Origin of the sequence: Dyadobacter sp. BE31, assembly GCF_031457695.1 — a bacterium.
Taxonomy (GTDB): domain Bacteria; phylum Bacteroidota; class Bacteroidia; order Cytophagales; family Spirosomataceae; genus Dyadobacter.
In genome coordinates this window covers 1,965,497-1,980,731 of the sequence record NZ_JAVDXA010000001.1, presented here as the reverse complement: position 1 = coordinate 1,980,731, position 15,235 = coordinate 1,965,497, and the positions used below count along the sequence as shown (strand labels likewise).

Sequence of the window (15,235 nt, the reverse complement as noted above, 5' to 3'; positions counted from 1 at the left end):
CCACACCATCCACTCAATGTCCCGTATTGCATTTATTACCGGAGCCACATCCGGTATCGGTAAGGCTACGGCGGAAGCATTCGCCGGGGTCGGAATAGACCTCATTTTGTGCGGTCGCCGCCAGGAACGCCTCGACGAAGTAGCCGCTGAATTATCTCCGAAAGTAAAAGTAACCACGCTCGTATTCGACGTCCGCGACAAAGGTGCGGTATTCGCGGCGGTTGGTTCGTTGCCCGACAGTTGGAAAAACATCGATATTCTAGTCAATAATGCAGGCAATGCACACGGGCTCGGTACGCTCGACGAAGGCGATACCGACGACTGGGACGCCATGATCGACGGGAATGTAAAAGGACTTCTCTATGTTTCGAAAGCCATTATCCCGTTGCTCCTCGAACGCGGCAAAGGCCATATTGTCAATATCAGCTCCATCGCCGGCAAACAGACCTACGCGAATGGTGCCGTTTACTGTGCTTCCAAAGCCGCAGTGGAAGTAATCAGTGAAGGAATGCGCCTCGAACTAACGCAGCATGGCATTAAAACAACCAATGTAGCGCCGGGCGCTGTGGAGACGGAATTCTCGCTTGTACGCTTCAAGGGCGACGAGGCCCGGGCCGAAAAGGTGTACAAGGGTTTCGACCCATTACAGGCCGGTGACATCGCCGATGCGATACTCTACGCAGTTAATGCACCTGACCGTGTTACGATTGCAGACATTACCATTCTCGCCGGAGCGCAGTCTGCGGCTACGGTTATCCATCGCAAATAGAATTTTATTTGGTTTCCGGCCATAATGCGGCCTGGAATGGATACCTTTGTCATTCTTTTTGAGGCCCCGACTTGCATAAACAGGAAGTCGGGGACATTTTTGAATGCCTATGAAAAGTTTCGATCAGAGTTCTTCCTCCGTGGATGCGGCCGCCGCCGCCGAATCTGCGACCGCCCCAGTTTCCGCCTCCCAGACCGTATTTCCAATCCTTCTGGCGCTGAGCTTCTCCCACTTGCTGAACGACACGATGCAATCCCTCATTCCGTCGATTTATCCGATGGTCAAGGATTCGTTCAACCTCAGCTTTTCGCAGATTGGGCTCATTACATTTACATTTCAGGTGAGCGCGTCGGTATTCCAGCCGCTGGTGGGGTCATTTACGGATAAGAGGCCGCAACCTTATGCATTGGCGGTAGGGATGTGTTTTACATTGCTGGGGCTGGTATCCCTCTCGATGGCGAACAGTTTTCACATTGTACTACTTTCTGTGGGGCTAATCGGCATTGGTTCGGCGGTATTTCATCCCGAGGCCTCACGCGTGGCGCGTATGGCGTCCGGGGGCAAGCACGGGATGGCGCAATCGCTTTTCCAGGTGGGTGGTAATGCGGGAAGCTCGCTCGGACCATTGCTGGCGGCATTAATATTGTTGCCTTATGGCCGTTTCCAGGTGATCTGGTTTTCGTTGGTCGCATTGCTGGCGATCATTATCCTTTCGTGGGTAGGAGGCTGGTACAAGCAAAACCTGGCAACGGTTGTGAAGAAATCAGCCAGCGCGGTGAAGCAGGAAGCAACCTTGTCCAAATCCAAAGTAATCGTTTCCATCGGTATTTTGCTCCTGCTGATCTTCTCGAAATACATTTATATGGCCAGTATTTCGAGCTATTTTACTTTTTACCTGATTGATAAATTCGGCGTTTCCATCCAAAGCTCGCAGATTTACCTGTTTGCATTCCTCTTTGCGGTGGCGGCCGGTACATTCATCGGCGGGCCGGTAGGCGACCGGATCGGACGTAAATATGTGATATGGATCTCGATTCTCGGCGCGGCACCATTTGCATTGCTGCTGCCTTACGTCGACCTCTTCTGGACGGGCGTATTGAGCTGCATTATCGGTCTGATCTTGTCGTCCGCATTCTCGGCTATCCTCGTGTACGCGCAGGAGCTGATTCCCGGTAAAGTAGGAATGATCGCGGGCTTGTTCTTCGGTTTTGCATTCGGCATTGCCGGTATTGGTTCCGCCATTCTTGGCACATTGGCCGACAAGACCAGCATTGAATATGTTTTCTGGATTTGCTCGTTCCTGCCGCTAATCGGGTTACTGACCGGGTTCTTGCCGAATTTGGAGAAGAAATCCTGAGCAGTTTCAGGCAGATTGCTTATCTGGCAGATTTAGAAAATCATGGATGTCGTAAACGGGTAAAAGCGTTAAGGCATCCTTTTTCAGTTTTTTATCTCTGCTAAGGAAGAAATCTATTTTGTGATGAACCGCGGTATAATATTGTAATGCATCTTCAATGTCATCTATTTGAGAAGTTAGAGCAAGATTTACGACATCCTGATTGGCATCAACAATCCTGACATCCGCAAGCATCAACAATAAAAGATCTTTGGACTTAGCACTTCCGTAAGCTTTGGTTAACCAGTAACTTACAATATGCAAAATGGAAGGAGAAATAAAGGCTTTGATTTTCTTTTCCAACACAAGTACTATGATTTTTCGAGCATCTTCGTAGTCTTTTCTTTTCAAAAGAAAATCGAGAATAATGTTGGCATCGAGAAAAACACTAACTGCCATATTTCTCTGAACGGGCTTCGTGATAGGCTTTCACAAGGTCTTGACCGGCATTTATACCAATGGGCGCGTCCATTTCATCAATTACTTCGAGAATGTTGCGCTTTTGTTCGGCAGACCGTGCGATGGACTTCAAATGGTCCTCGATAATTTGAGACACACTCATTTGCCGTGCAGCCGCATAGCTTTTAATGTAAGCTAGCACAGCCTCTTCAATTGTAATGTTCAAGCGAGTTTTCATATAATGAATATGCGCATAAATTTTCAAACATGCGCATGATTCCTAGATTTTTATTCTCAAAATCAACTCAGGGTCAGGGCATAAATTCAAATAATAATCCCGATCCGCAGCATTGCAGACGCCGGGGAAATCGCCTTTCAGATTTCCCATATCCCGGATAACCTGGAAATGCAAATGCGGCGGCCAGTCTCCATTTTCGGGGTAGGGACCGATGGTTGCGATGTGCTCGCCGGCCTGAATCGGTTTGCCTTCGTGTAAGCCTTCCAGTGAGGTTAATGATAAATGCCCGTAGAGTGTAAAGAAGGTTATGCCGTCTAATTCGTGAGTAAGGATAATGGTGGGACCGTAATCTCCGTAATGGTTGTTGAATGCAAAACTATGCACCGTCGCGTCGAGCGGCGCGTATAGCGGCGTCCCGGCTTCCGCCCAGATATCAACGCCCAAATGAATGCTCCGGGGTTTTTCAGCGTCGGTTGTGAAATGTTTCCGATGCCGGTAAATGACCCGGTCTTCGCCATAGCCGCCAATTCCGTTAAACGCACTTCCGGAAAGCAGTTCATCGAAAACGTAGTTTGAAAAATCAACGGTTTCCGATAGGTCGCGTGTCAGCAAACCGCTATTGGCAGCTGTAAAATCCAGCTTGCGGTAGGGTTTGCCATTCTGCACGATAGGACTGAATGCGGGATACGCTCGAAGGAGCCGGGCGAGTTCTGACATTTTCAATGGGTTTTAAGCAATTCAGGCAAGCCATTTCCGACTTGCCTGATTCAATTTACATTATTTCGGATCAAGTGCCTGCTTGATTCTTTGCGACACGTCCTGCAAATGGTAACGTGTGTTCTTGTCAGCACTTTTCACGATGGCGGCATTCACCGTCGTTTTCAATTGCTCCAAATGCGCGCGGGCGATGGAGGGCAAATCGGTCTTTTCGAGTTCCACCGAGCGTGTCGAGAAGCCGTAGGTAATGCCCACCGGAATAGACTGGACATTCGCGCGGCCAGGTTTCAGTAACGAAATCAGCTTTTCGGCATATACCTTTTGGAGGTTTCTGCGGTAAAGGTCAATCGGCTTTCCGGCTTTGGCTTCCGACCATATTCCGGCTTCCAGATCAGTGAAAAGATCGTCGAGCGTGTAGTTTTTAGCGGAAATACCGGTTTCCATGAGCCGCACCGCGCGGTCGCCTGCGAAAAGAGAAGTTAATGCGTAATCCTGCAATGCCTTAACGGCCTCCATACCGGTTTCGGGCTTCACTTTGTTGAGGATATTCTGGTCCAGAAGCCAGGTCGGCGTTTTGAAAAGCTGGGCATTCAGGAAGTCGATGGCTTCTTTCTGAGTGGCCTTCGGTACGGTAGTGAAAGTCGGGCCTTCCATGTCGTAGGTCGTCGGTGTGTCGTAAATACCACCCACATTTTTGATCACGTGACCCAGGTAACGGCGATATTGCGTTACCACGTTACCGTAAATTTCATCCAGTTCCTTATAGCTTTCACCGTCTTCCTTGCTCCATTCAATCAGGTTCGGAAGGATGCGTTTCAGATTTTTGATACCATATTCCGAAGCCTTCATGGCATTATCACTCAAATCTTCGGTCTGGTAACGCGGGTCGTACGGGCTGATTTCCGTTCCGAAATGCAGGCGGTTGTCTTTGTAAGCCTCTTTGGTGAGGGTATTCAAAGCCAATTTCTCGGCTTGGGCATCTTTGGCATCGGGGAAATTGCTGTAACCCCATTGAATGGCCCATTTGTCGTAGTCGCCAATGCGTGGGAAGAGGTTGGTGATGCCGTCCTCGGGCTGTGCCACGTAATTGAAACGCGCATAATCCATGATGGACGAGGTATGCCCGTGTGCATCTACCCATGCCTTGTCGCGCAGCTTTTCAACGGGTGTGGCCGAGCTGGCACCCATATTGTGGCGGAGTCCAAGCGTATGGCCGATTTCGTGGGAAGACACGAAGCGAACCAACTGACCCATCAATTCATCATCGAATTTCTTGGTACGCGCTTTCGGATCCACTGCCGCGGCCTGGATAATGTACCAGTTGCGGAGCAGACGCATCACATTATGGTACCAGCCAATGTGGCTTTCGAGGATCTCGCCACTGCGCGGGTCGTGCACGTTGGGCCCGTAAGCATTCTGAATGTCGGCAGCGAAATAGCGGATTACCGAGTAACGGGCATCTTCAAGGCTCATGGTAGTGTCGCCCTCGGGCCAGTATTCTCCGCGAATGGCGTTTTTCCAGCCTGCTTTTTCAAATGCAACCTGCCAGTCGTCTACGCCTGCTTTGAGGTATTTGCGCCATTTTTCAGGTGTAGCCGGGTCGATGTAATAAACGATCGGTTTTTTGGGCTCGATCAGCTCACCGTTTTTCTGTTTGCGGGCATCTTCGGCATTCTTAGGTTCGAGGCGCCATCTTACTGCAAACACCTCTGTATCGGAGCGCTGCGATTCCTCCCCGAATGTGGCATACTGATTGGCAAAATAGCCAACCCGACTATCGAAAATGCGCTTTTTCATCGGCGATTTCGGCAGCAGGATCAACGAAGAGTTCATTTCGAATGTGACAACACCCGCGTCGAGACCCGACGGCAGGTATTGGCCGATCGAAGGTACCGGCGTGGGCGTCAGCAGCTGAGGAGTCACGTTAAAGGTCTTGATCGTCCTGATCTCCGTATTGATCGGATAAGTACTGATTTTGGAAATGAATGAGGCCTCTTTCTTGAATGCGGCTAGTTTCAGCAGCTGTTTGCTCACCGAACTCAGCGAAAATACCTGGTTATCGGAGTTGAAGAATTCAGTCACATCTATCACCGAAGATTTCTCAGGCTCTTTTTTGATTGCTTTAATATCAAAAACACCGATAATGGGGTCGGAATTGGAGTTTTTGACGGCCTGGAAGATGGGTTTGGTGCTGTCAGGGCTTGTCACGACAATCGTTACCGAACGTAATAGCAGGTTATTATCCATTCCTCGTTCCCAGCGGATCATCTGGCGGTTCACTTCCTCTCCCCCGAAGATGCCGCCGCCTGCCGCAGTTTTGGAATAGCGGGTCACAGCCATAATATCGCGGTTCAGGAGCGAATCGGGAATTTCGAAATACCATTTGTCATCCACCTTGTGGACGGAGATCATGCCTTTCTGGCTAATGGCATTAGTACTGTCGATGAGGTCTTTGAATGCTTTTGGCCCTTTCTTTTTATCGTCTTTCAGCTTGTCTTTAACAGCGGAAGCCACCGCATCGACGGCCTTGTCGATTTTGACATCTTCCTGTTTGTCTTTCTTTTTCTTTCGTTGCGCGTGCGCGTCGTGCATGTACACGAATGCCAGCGCCGCGAGGAGAAGGTAACGCATTAATCTCATAGAGTTTGGTTTTTGGGATAAAGTATAAAGGTGTAATTAAATGAGAGGTTAGGGGGCTATTTGGCCATCAATTCAGCGAGGACGCCTTCTTTAAGGGCATATTTGGAAACCTGGATTTGCCGGATACCGTGCGTTTTGAGCACATAATCGATCAGGCAGACGGCCACGACGATCATGTCCACACGCAGCTCGATCATACCCGGGATCGCCATGCGTTCGTCGTGGTTACGGGAAAGGATGAGGGCGTAGGCCCGGTAAAATTCTTCCAGGGGGATATCGAAATCGGTTTCAGATGCGGGCGGCCAATCACCGGTGCGGAAATGGAAATCGATATCGACGAGGGTATCAAACGTGCCCGACGAGCCTACCAGTTTTTCGGGCGCATATTGGTGCACAGCATTCGCGAGCGGGATCAGGTTTTCATCAAAATGATTGTAGAGTGCCCGGCGGTCGGCCTGCGAAAGTGGGTCGTTCCGCATGAATTTTTCCATCAGGCGCTGTCCGCCGATTTCGAAACTCTGCTTCCAGAAAATCTGTGAGCGGTTACCGATGATGAATTCCACGCTCCCGCCGCCGATGTCCATGATCAGGGAAGGAACGTCACCGATGTCGGCCCCGTGGCGGACGCCATAATATATGTACTCCGCCTCGCGGTTGCCGTCGATGACAGTCACCTCGATGTTGGTTTTTTCTAAAATTTCGGAGCAGAACTCGTGCCGGTTTTCCGCATTGCGCACCGCGCTGGTGCCGAATGCGAACGTTTTTTCTGGCATTACTTCAAAAGAGTCGAGCTTTTCACGGAAATAGGACAGGACGGCAAGCGCGCGGTCCTGCGCCTCGGGGGTGATCAAGCGTTTGTTGATACCCCCCAAACCGATCCTGGCAGGCCTGCTTTCGTGGAAAACAGTCTTAAAATGAGCGCCGTTAGGCTCCGCGATCAGCAGGTGAAATGTGTTAGTGCCTAAATCAATTATTCCCAGTCTGGAACTCATATTGGGCTGTTTAATCTGTTAATGACTAGTGTTTCAATGCAATGGATACAAAAATAAACGAATTTTAACGACTTATTTCTTGATTTTCTGTTGGATATAGTTTTTCTTTGCAGTCCGATTTCAGAAACCAATTCAAAGAACATTAGAAATTATAAGCATGCTTATTATTAACATTAAAGACAACGAATCGATTGATCGCGCTCTTAAGCGTTACAAGAAGAAATTTGAAAGAACTGGTACAATGCGTGAGCTTCGTGCCCGTACAGCTTTCGAAAAACCATCTGTTAAGCGTCGTTTCGAAGTTTTGCGTGCCGTTTACAAAGAGAAAACTTACGGTCATTTAGAAGACTAGTTCCTAGCGGAATGGTTCTCTGAAAGACTTCTATAGGATTATTGTATCCATATCATACGAGAGGAGCTATCTTGAATTAGATGGCTCCTTTTTGTATGTTCGGACTATGATAACGCCGTTTCTGGAATTCCTCCAATTCGAAAAGCGCTCCAGTGCGCATACGATCAAATCGTACCAGACTGATCTCGAACAGTTTCAGAAATACCTCCTTTTTCAATACGACTGCGCCGAACCCGAAACGGCCAAGGCGCCGATGCTGCGGTCCTGGGTGGTGAGTTTGATGGAAGAGGGCCTTAATCCGTCGTCGATTAACCGGAAAATCGCCGCGCTCCGGACTTTCTATGGTTATTTAAGGAAGAAAAAGCATATCGACAGTGATCCGACGAAAATCCTGTCGGCTTTGAAAACGCGTAAGAAACTGCCTGCATTTGTAGAGGAAAAATCCATGGAAATGCTTTTTGAAGAAGGCACATTCTCCGATGATTTCGAGGGGCTGCGCGACAGGGTGATTATGGAGCTGCTCTACGGCAGCGGGATCCGGCTTTCGGAGCTGGTGGAATTGGAATTAAAAGACCTCAACCTGCCCGCCCGTACCATTCGGGTGTTCGGAAAGCGATCGAAGGAACGGATTGTGCCCGTTTCCACTTCTTTGGTACAATTGCTTCAAAAATATATAGAGCAGCGTGCGCCGGAGGAAAATACGGATATTCTGCTGCTAACCGATTCAAATAAAGCTATTTACCCTGTTTTTGTGCAGCGAAAGGTGAAGCAGTACCTTTCGGCCGTTACGACGTTGTCGCAAAAGAGCCCGCACGTGCTCAGGCACACATATGCGACGCATTTGCTCAACCGCGGCGCGGATTTGAACGCGATCAAGGAGTTACTGGGCCATGCCAATCTCGCTGCAACGCAGATTTACACCCATAACTCCATCGAAAAGCTTAAAAAATCACATCAACAAGCGCATCCCAAAGCCTGAAACCCATTTTTTAAGGTTATATTTGCCTTCAGTGCAAATTTCAAAATATAATTTCGTCACTCCATTATGAATAATAGTTTCCAGGACGCAGTTGTAACGAAGTATAATATTTTTAATAGCCTGTTTCTGAGCTTACCCTACCGCGGTATATTTCAAACAGGCTCCCTGCTTCCGATACTGACTCAGCAGAGCGAGATTGGCTTTCAGGAAGGCAAATCTCCCAAAGAAATCATCGAGCATTTTTTTTCAGAGCTCCTGGAAACAGCTACTCCCAAGGAACGTGCGGATCTGCTTTTTGCATTTATCCAATATATCGAACGCCAGGTCGTACTTTTCGACTCGGTGGAAGATGCGGCCTTCGACGAGACCCACGACCTGACCGGCAAAGGCTCGGTAACTTACCTGACCGAACGCCTGGAAAACGACGAGCTGAAAAAGAAGCTCCTCGCCAAATTGGAAGATTTCAGCGTGCGCATTGTACTGACTGCCCACCCGACCCAGTTTTATTCGGGCAAAGTGCTGGGCATTATCAATGACCTGGAAGATGCGATCAAAGCCAACGACTTTACCGAGGTAAACCAGTTGCTGTTGCAACTCGGAAAAACAGCTTTCATTAACCATGAAAAACCTACACCGTTCGATGAGGCGGTGAGCCTGTGCTGGTTCCTCGAAAACGTATATTATGATGCCATCCCGTCCATTCTTGAAAAACTCATTAATGGCCTTGGAATGAGCGTGCATGACTGGCCTTACCCGAATGTGTTCCGTCTGGGCTTCTGGCCGGGCGGCGACCGCGACGGTAACCCGTTTGTGAATCCGGAAATCACACTGAAAGTGGCCGATCGCCTTCGCGAGACGCTTTTGCGGGGATACTACCGTGATATTCGCCAATTGAAGCGACGTCTTACATTCAAAGGAGTGGACGATGCGGTTTCGCTGGCGGAGAAAAAGATGAACAGCACCATTTTCGGGCCGTTTGAGGAAGGTTACGGAAGTGCTCAGGAGCTGATCGACGAATTATTGAAAGCACGGGAAGTGCTGGTGAACAAGCATCAGGGGCTTTTCGTGGAATTGCTGGATAATTTTATCCTTAAACTCAATCTGTTCGGATTCTTCTTTGCAAGCCTCGATGTGCGCCAGGACAGCCGCAAGCACGGCAAAGCCTGGGAGGATGTTCTGAAAAGGCTGGAAAAGAAAATCCCGCTCCTGAAATACAGCGACTACCAGAGCTGGGACGAAGCGAAAAAGATCGATTTGCTACTCTCGCTGAATATACCGCTTCGTGATGAAGATTATGAGGATGAACTAACGAAGGACATTCTCGGGTCGATCCGCGCGATCAAAACGATCCAGGAAAAGAACGGCGAAAAAGGCGCGCACCGATATGTGATCAGCAACAACACTTCCGCATTGAATGTAATGCAAGTGGTGGCGCTGGCCAAAAACCTGATCGCAGACGAAGAAGGCAAGCTGGCGCTCGACGTCGTACCGCTTTTTGAAACTGTGGATGACCTGGCCAATGCTCCGGGTATTATGCGGACGCTGTATGAAAATGAATATTACCGCAACCACCTCGCCAACCGCGAGAATCACCAGACGATTATGGTGGGCTTCTCGGATGGTACCAAAGACGGCGGCTATCTGCGTGCTAACTGGTCGATTTACCGCGCCAAGGAAGAACTGACAAAGGTTTCGCGTGAATTTGGCATCAAAGTGACGTTCTTCGATGGCCGTGGAGGACCTCCTGCACGTGGCGGCGGCAATAACCATAACTTTTATTCGTCGCTCGGCAAGGATATCGAGGATAAAGAAATCCAGCTGACCGTTCAGGGGCAAACCATCAGTTCCAACTATGGTACCGTTACGACGGCCATGTATAACCTGGAAAGGTTGTTCACCGCCGGCCTCGAAAATCACCTTTTCAAAGGCCACCGCGACGACGAACTGACAGATGCCGACAAGGACCTGATCGAGGAAATGGCTGAAATCGCCTACAATTCCTATCTGGATCTGAAAAACCACCCGATGTTTGTCAAGTACCTCGATAAAAAGACGCCGTTGCGCTTTTACGGACAAACCAACATCGGCAGCCGTCCGACCAAACGGGGTAACGACGACGAAGGCTTGAAGTTCGAGGACTTGCGCGCGATCCCGTTCGTGGGCTCATGGGCGCAGATGAAGCAGAATGTGCCGGGCTTCTACGGTTTCGGAACAGCTATCCGCGAACTGGCAAAACAGAACAAGGTTGAAGATATCAAGAAGCTCTACCAGAAGTCGCTCTTCTTCCGCACGTTGATAGAAAACTCAATGCAGTCGCTCTCGAAGGCATTTTTCCCTGCTACGAAATACCTCCGCGACGAGGAAGAGTACCGCGAATTTTGGGATAAAATGTACGAGGAATTCCTGCTCACCCGCGAACTTTTGCTGGAAGTTTCCGGTCAGAAGGAGCTGCTCGATAGCAACAACGTCACCAAGGTTTCGATCAAAACCCGCGAACGCATCGTATTGCCGTTGATCACCATCCAGCAATATGCATTGCAAATGCTCGCCGGCGATCCGAAGGACTTGCCCGTGGATGTGGAGACTTATAATCAGCTGATTATCCGGGCAATGTTCGGGATTATCAATGCAGCGCGGAATTCGGCGTAAGGATTTTCCGAAAGTTATATTTCATGAGCCGGGTGTAAGCCTGGCTCATGTTGTTTTCTGGCAACTCGTCGTCACTCACCCCTTGCTTTGTATCGGATAATTTTAGTGTGAAACCGGCCATTGCGGAAGCGTAAAGTATCGGGTAATGGATCCCCGGGCGATCGGTTTTTTCGGACTGCGAATGTCAACTGAAAGGTTCCTTTTACCTCTTGCGTTCTCTCGTTGTAGCTGTCGATCTGAACATAATTATCTTCGGAATCGACGGTGTAATAGCTATTCAACGACACGTCACTGTTGCATGTGTATAATACACCCTGAACGTCTTCGTGAAGCTGACAGTCAGCGGATGGAAGACACGATATGACGCGATGCCTGGCAGCCGTTGCTGCAAATGGTATGTTTTGAAATAGCAACTCTTGGCGTTCGGCACCATCCGGCGTGTACAGAATAGATTTCAAGGCAAAGAACACGCCTTGCGGTTCATCGGTATGACTAATGATCCCGTGAGTAACTTGATAGCCATTTTTATATGTCCGACCCCAATCAGCACCGTTCATGTCGGCTATTAGGTAGCCCCAGTTGGGCAGGCGTGGAAGAGGGCCGGAACTGTCAACGATTGCATCAATGATTTTACAACCGAATGATAGCGTGAGAATCCCAATCGTCAGACCAATGGTTAGTAGTCGTTTCATTTAGAGCTTAGATAATGCCTGTCAATGTAATTTTCCAATTGAAATCTTGCATTATTTCTGCTGCTTAAGAAGCGTTTCGGCTTCGAACCATCTTTCGGTTGCCCAATCCGGACCAATGGCCTCAACCGATTATCAACGTCTACTTTCCCTCAAACTTTTTCTCACAATTATTAGTAGACGAATTGTTGCACAGGCTTATATTTGATAATACGCAATCATTCCAATCCTATTTACTTCCACATCATGACACATCAGTCGGATCATCGTGCCTATTTTTTTAAGATAGATACGACTATCAAAAAGATTCGTAATGCCTTACAAAAGCAGCTGACTGAGGCGGGTTTTGACCTCACGGTCGATCAATGGGTACTTATCGACCATATTTTCAGAAAACAGGGCATCAGCCAGAATGAGCTGGCGGAAATGACTTTCAAGGATCCTCCGACAGTGACGAGGATTATCGATTTGCTGGAAAAAAAAGGGATGGTCGAACGTGGGCCGGCAGCGGGGGATCGTCGTAAATTCAACCTGTTTCTCACCAAAAATGGAGAGACTATCTATAACCAGGCATTCCCGATCGTGGCCGACATCCGTCGCAAAGGCTGGGGCAGTCTGAGCGACTCCGACTACCAGCATTTCGTACGGATCATGGATTCTATTTACCAAAATTTTACCTGATTTGACAAAATTTTACCAGGCCATTAAGTGGAAGAATGACAGCTTTTTACGTCGTTCTTCCACTTTTTTTGTGTAGAAGCAGGACATCGGCGGTGCATTTAAGTGAGCATGCGGTTAAACCTTTCGGTATGTTTTTGTATCTAAACCATAGAACGGTTCCGAAACCAGCAGGTTTGATAGGGGCCGTTCCGGTTAATATCAGTTTCATTTATATCCATCTTTAAGGCCATGAAAAAGTATTTTTTGCTCGGCGCTCTCATCACTTCATCACTCATTAATCCTGCGTTTTCACAAGTCAAAACAGAACAGTTAGTTCAGGTACCGAATATAGAAGTGGCGGGTTTTGCCGAAATGGAGGTTGTACCCGATGAGATTTATTTCAACATCTCACTTCGTGAGTATTTCCAGGACGAGAAAAACCAGAAAGACAAGGTCAACATTTCGACGCTCGAAAAGCAGCTGATCAAGGCGGTGGCAGATGCCGGTTTGCCGAAGGAGGCATTGTCGATCAGCGGAGTAGGAGGTTATCAGAATTATGTGGATAAGAAGAAAAAGCCGGCTACTTTCCTCGAAGCGAAGCAATATGAGTTGAAAGTATCGAGCGCCGAAAAGCTGGATGGCATTTTGTCGAAGGTTGAAAGCCGCGGGGTGCAGTATGCGAACGTTGCCCGGGTAGATCACTCGAAACGTGAGGAGTTCAAGAAGCAGGTGAAAATCGACGCATTGAAAGCGGCCAAAGTGAAAGCGGAGTACCTCGTGGCATCGCTCGATCAAAAGTTGGGTAAGGTGTTGTCGATCAAAGAATTGGATGAAAACCTGTACTTCCCGCAGCCTGTATTTGCCAAAGCCAATGTGCGTGCCTTTGCGGCGGAAGATGCGGACGCCGTTCAGGACAGCGATGTGCAGTATCAAAAAATCAAGATCAGTTATCGTATGCAGGCTGCATTTGAAATCAAATAGGCTGTTTCACGCATAAACTCCCTGTCAGGTGCCCGGTAAATAGCTTACCGGGCACAATTTTTTTCTGTGAGATGCATCCGGATTTGTCAGTCCGTTCTTTTGTTGGGAATATTACTTTCTTTAAATTGAATATTCAATCTCAAACTAAGTAACTGGAAATCATGAGCATTAACGCGAAACACCTGGCCACATTTATTTTGGGCGCCGCTGCGGGAGTAGCTGCACACAAATACCTTCAGACCGAGGAGGGAGAGAAGCTTCTGGAAGATCTCAAAACAAAGGCTAACAACCTGAAAGCCGAAGCCGAAGGGGCCATCGATAAAGCTCCTGAGTATTTTGAAGAACTTAAAACGAAAGGTGCTGAGACGCTGAAAGGTAATTTCCCCGACGCGGAGGCATTTTTCAAGGACTTGTTCGAGAAGTTCAAGGGTACCAAAGGCGCGGCTTCCACCGAAACGGATGTTACACCGACGCCGGATCCTATTTCCTGATAGCAACAAACAACCGATGCCGGAGAACGTTCTGCACTTTCTCCGGCATTTTTATTGCCCTACCAATCCGTTAATCTGTGCATACTGGATGAGCATGATGGTTTTGGCGTCGTTGATCGCTCCGGTTGCGACCATTTGAATGGCTTCTTTAAATGGAATTTCCATTACCTCGATGTTCTCTTGTTCCGTTGCGCAGCCACCGCCGTCGCTAACCTTCATATCGTCGGAATATTCAGCCACGAAGAAGTAGAGAATCTCCGTAACGGATCCTGGCGACATATAGGCCTGGAATATCTTTTTTACCGAGCTCACTTTATAGCCGGTTTCCTCTTCGGTTTCCCGCTTGATGCATTCTTCGGGATTGTCTTTGTCGAGCAGGCCGGCGCAAGCTTCGATCATCATGCCGGTTTCATTGCCATTGGTGTAGGTAGGAAGGCGGAACTGCCTTGTGAGCACGACAGTTTGCTTCTCTTTATTGTACAGCAAAATCACCGCACCATTCCCGCGGTCGTAAGCCTCGCGCGCCTGGCGTTCCCAGGAGCCGTCGGCACGCTGGTAATCGAATGTATATTTGCGAAGGGTGTACCAGTTATTGGAAAGTACTTCTTCGGAAGCGATATTGACGCGTGGATTAGTCATTGATCAAAAATGATTATTTGTGATTAATAATGATCAAAATTAATCAAAACTTTTCTGTTGGCAAAAAAGAATGAGCCAATGGTGAATATTTAGCAATGCGGATTACTTTGCGGTTGTATCTCAACCGACGTTCCATGAATTCAGCTTCCTACTGGATAGAAAAGTATAACTTGATGCCGCATCCCGAAGGCGGCCATTTTGCCGAAACCTACCGCGCGTCGGAAAGCATCGCGCATCATGGATTACCTGCGCGATTTGGGGGAGACAGGGCGTTTTCCACAGGCATTTATTTCCTCCTTGAATCGCATAATTTCTCTGCGTTCCACCGTATCCAGGCCGATGAAATGTGGCATTTCTATGCCGGAGAAGCATTGGAAGTGTTTGTGATAGATGAAAAAACAGGAGAACTAAACATAATCAGGCTGGGTAACAATCCGGACAATGGCGAAACATTCCAGGCCGTAGTACCGGCCGGGGCATGGTTTGCATCGCGCCCTGCGAGCGGCAGCAAATACGCGCTCGTGGGCTGTACGGTAGCGCCTGGCTTCGATTTTGCCGATTTTGAAATGGCTGAGCGAAATGCATTATCGCAGCTTTATCCACAGCACGCCGGGCTGATAGCAGAACTCACCTGGTGCTGACCA

The 15,235-nt window shown here is 48.6% G+C and carries 16 protein-coding genes; 9 read left to right on the top strand and 7 right to left on the bottom strand.

What is annotated here, in order from left to right; all coding sequences use genetic code 11:
* Window positions 1-16: 16 nt before the first annotated feature.
* On the top strand, window positions 17-769 hold the full coding sequence (locus J2Y43_RS08430; protein WP_309992713.1) for an SDR family NAD(P)-dependent oxidoreductase: 753 nt from the start codon (window positions 17-19) through the stop codon (window positions 767-769).
* A 109-nt stretch (window positions 770-878) separates the two neighbouring features.
* Window positions 879-2,126 (top strand): MFS transporter, encoded by a 1,248-nt coding sequence (locus J2Y43_RS08425; protein ID WP_309992715.1) that lies wholly within the window; start codon window positions 879-881, stop codon window positions 2,124-2,126.
* 6 nt (window positions 2,127-2,132) lie between these two features.
* Here J2Y43_RS08425 and J2Y43_RS08420 read toward each other — a convergent pair whose 3' ends face one another.
* The 5 genes from J2Y43_RS08420 to J2Y43_RS08400 form a co-directional block, all read right to left on the bottom strand.
* A complete protein-coding gene (locus J2Y43_RS08420) occupies window positions 2,133-2,564 on the bottom strand; it encodes a PIN domain-containing protein (protein WP_309992718.1) in 432 nt (143 codons plus the stop codon).
* Complete coding sequence (locus tag J2Y43_RS08415; protein ID WP_309992722.1) at window positions 2,554-2,802, bottom strand: DUF6364 family protein; 249 nt, start codon at window positions 2,800-2,802, stop codon at window positions 2,554-2,556. Before J2Y43_RS08415 ends, J2Y43_RS08420 begins: the two co-directional genes overlap by 11 nt.
* Window positions 2,803-2,844: 42 nt before the next feature.
* Complete coding sequence (locus J2Y43_RS08410) at window positions 2,845-3,519, bottom strand: peptidoglycan DD-metalloendopeptidase family protein (RefSeq protein WP_309992724.1); 675 nt, start codon at window positions 3,517-3,519, stop codon at window positions 2,845-2,847.
* A 60-nt stretch (window positions 3,520-3,579) separates the two neighbouring features.
* Window positions 3,580-6,150, bottom strand: a complete 2,571-nt coding sequence (locus J2Y43_RS08405) for a zinc-dependent metalloprotease (RefSeq protein ID WP_309992727.1) — start codon at window positions 6,148-6,150, stop codon at window positions 3,580-3,582.
* A gap of 65 nt (window positions 6,151-6,215) precedes the next feature.
* Window positions 6,216-7,151: a phosphatase gene (locus J2Y43_RS08400; RefSeq protein ID WP_309992730.1), complete on the bottom strand. Its 936-nt coding sequence runs from the start codon at window positions 7,149-7,151 to the stop codon at window positions 6,216-6,218.
* A 157-nt stretch (window positions 7,152-7,308) separates the two neighbouring features.
* Here J2Y43_RS08400 and rpsU point away from each other — a divergent pair, with 157 nt between their 5' ends.
* The 3 genes from rpsU (at window position 7,309) to J2Y43_RS08385 (ending at window position 11,131) form a co-directional block, all read left to right on the top strand.
* On the top strand, window positions 7,309-7,503 hold the full coding sequence (rpsU, locus tag J2Y43_RS08395; RefSeq protein ID WP_015813375.1) for a 30S ribosomal protein S21: 195 nt from the start codon (window positions 7,309-7,311) through the stop codon (window positions 7,501-7,503).
* Between the two features lie 106 nt (window positions 7,504-7,609).
* Window positions 7,610-8,482, top strand: coding sequence for a tyrosine-type recombinase/integrase (locus tag J2Y43_RS08390; protein ID WP_309992734.1), 873 nt, complete (start codon window positions 7,610-7,612; stop codon window positions 8,480-8,482).
* A 66-nt stretch (window positions 8,483-8,548) separates the two neighbouring features.
* Complete coding sequence (locus J2Y43_RS08385) at window positions 8,549-11,131, top strand: phosphoenolpyruvate carboxylase (protein ID WP_309992737.1); 2,583 nt, start codon at window positions 8,549-8,551, stop codon at window positions 11,129-11,131.
* A gap of 71 nt (window positions 11,132-11,202) precedes the next feature.
* Here the strand turns inward: J2Y43_RS08385 and J2Y43_RS08380 are convergent, their stop codons facing one another.
* A complete protein-coding gene (locus tag J2Y43_RS08380; RefSeq protein ID WP_309992740.1) occupies window positions 11,203-11,823 on the bottom strand; it encodes a hypothetical protein in 621 nt (206 codons plus the stop codon).
* A gap of 243 nt (window positions 11,824-12,066) precedes the next feature.
* Between J2Y43_RS08380 and J2Y43_RS08375 the strand changes: the two genes are divergently transcribed.
* The 3 genes from J2Y43_RS08375 (at window position 12,067) to J2Y43_RS08365 (ending at window position 13,952) form a co-directional block, all read left to right on the top strand.
* A complete protein-coding gene (locus J2Y43_RS08375) occupies window positions 12,067-12,501 on the top strand; it encodes a MarR family transcriptional regulator (protein ID WP_309992743.1) in 435 nt (144 codons plus the stop codon).
* A gap of 228 nt (window positions 12,502-12,729) precedes the next feature.
* Entirely contained in the window at window positions 12,730-13,461 is a 732-nt protein-coding gene (locus J2Y43_RS08370) for an SIMPL domain-containing protein (RefSeq protein ID WP_309992745.1), read from the top strand.
* Between the two features lie 161 nt (window positions 13,462-13,622).
* A complete protein-coding gene (locus tag J2Y43_RS08365; protein WP_223406407.1) occupies window positions 13,623-13,952 on the top strand; it encodes a YtxH domain-containing protein in 330 nt (109 codons plus the stop codon).
* 51 nt (window positions 13,953-14,003) lie between these two features.
* Here the strand turns inward: J2Y43_RS08365 and nudK are convergent, their stop codons facing one another.
* A complete protein-coding gene (nudK, locus tag J2Y43_RS08360) occupies window positions 14,004-14,591 on the bottom strand; it encodes a GDP-mannose pyrophosphatase NudK (protein WP_309992749.1) in 588 nt (195 codons plus the stop codon).
* 134 nt (window positions 14,592-14,725) lie between these two features.
* On the opposite strand from nudK, the gene J2Y43_RS08355 reads away from it, so the two are divergent.
* On the top strand, window positions 14,726-15,232 hold the full coding sequence (locus J2Y43_RS08355; RefSeq protein WP_309992752.1) for a cupin domain-containing protein: 507 nt from the start codon (window positions 14,726-14,728) through the stop codon (window positions 15,230-15,232).
* Window positions 15,233-15,235: the final 3 nt, after the last annotated feature.

What these genes read in the sequence shown, in the direction of transcription:
- J2Y43_RS08430 (WP_309992713.1), top strand. Translation starts at nt 17, where the DNA reads ATGTCCCGTATTGCATTTATTACCGGAGCCACATCCGGTATCGGTAAG.
- J2Y43_RS08425 (WP_309992715.1), top strand. Translation starts at nt 879, where the DNA reads ATGAAAAGTTTCGATCAGAGTTCTTCCTCCGTGGATGCGGCCGCCGCC.
- J2Y43_RS08420 (WP_309992718.1), bottom strand. Translation starts at nt 2,564, where the DNA reads ATGGCAGTTAGTGTTTTTCTCGATGCCAACATTATTCTCGATTTTCTT.
- J2Y43_RS08415 (WP_309992722.1), bottom strand. Translation starts at nt 2,802, where the DNA reads ATGAAAACTCGCTTGAACATTACAATTGAAGAGGCTGTGCTAGCTTAC.
- J2Y43_RS08410 (WP_309992724.1), bottom strand. Translation starts at nt 3,519, where the DNA reads ATGTCAGAACTCGCCCGGCTCCTTCGAGCGTATCCCGCATTCAGTCCT.
- J2Y43_RS08405 (WP_309992727.1), bottom strand. Translation starts at nt 6,150, where the DNA reads ATGCGTTACCTTCTCCTCGCGGCGCTGGCATTCGTGTACATGCACGAC.
- J2Y43_RS08400 (WP_309992730.1), bottom strand. Translation starts at nt 7,151, where the DNA reads ATGAGTTCCAGACTGGGAATAATTGATTTAGGCACTAACACATTTCAC.
- rpsU (WP_015813375.1), top strand. Translation starts at nt 7,309, where the DNA reads ATGCTTATTATTAACATTAAAGACAACGAATCGATTGATCGCGCTCTT.
- J2Y43_RS08390 (WP_309992734.1), top strand. Translation starts at nt 7,610, where the DNA reads ATGATAACGCCGTTTCTGGAATTCCTCCAATTCGAAAAGCGCTCCAGT.
- J2Y43_RS08385 (WP_309992737.1), top strand. Translation starts at nt 8,549, where the DNA reads ATGAATAATAGTTTCCAGGACGCAGTTGTAACGAAGTATAATATTTTT.
- J2Y43_RS08380 (WP_309992740.1), bottom strand. Translation starts at nt 11,823, where the DNA reads ATGAAACGACTACTAACCATTGGTCTGACGATTGGGATTCTCACGCTA.
- J2Y43_RS08375 (WP_309992743.1), top strand. Translation starts at nt 12,067, where the DNA reads ATGACACATCAGTCGGATCATCGTGCCTATTTTTTTAAGATAGATACG.
- J2Y43_RS08370 (WP_309992745.1), top strand. Translation starts at nt 12,730, where the DNA reads ATGAAAAAGTATTTTTTGCTCGGCGCTCTCATCACTTCATCACTCATT.
- J2Y43_RS08365 (WP_223406407.1), top strand. Translation starts at nt 13,623, where the DNA reads ATGAGCATTAACGCGAAACACCTGGCCACATTTATTTTGGGCGCCGCT.
- nudK (WP_309992749.1), bottom strand. Translation starts at nt 14,591, where the DNA reads ATGACTAATCCACGCGTCAATATCGCTTCCGAAGAAGTACTTTCCAAT.
- J2Y43_RS08355 (WP_309992752.1), top strand. Translation starts at nt 14,726, where the DNA reads ATGAATTCAGCTTCCTACTGGATAGAAAAGTATAACTTGATGCCGCAT.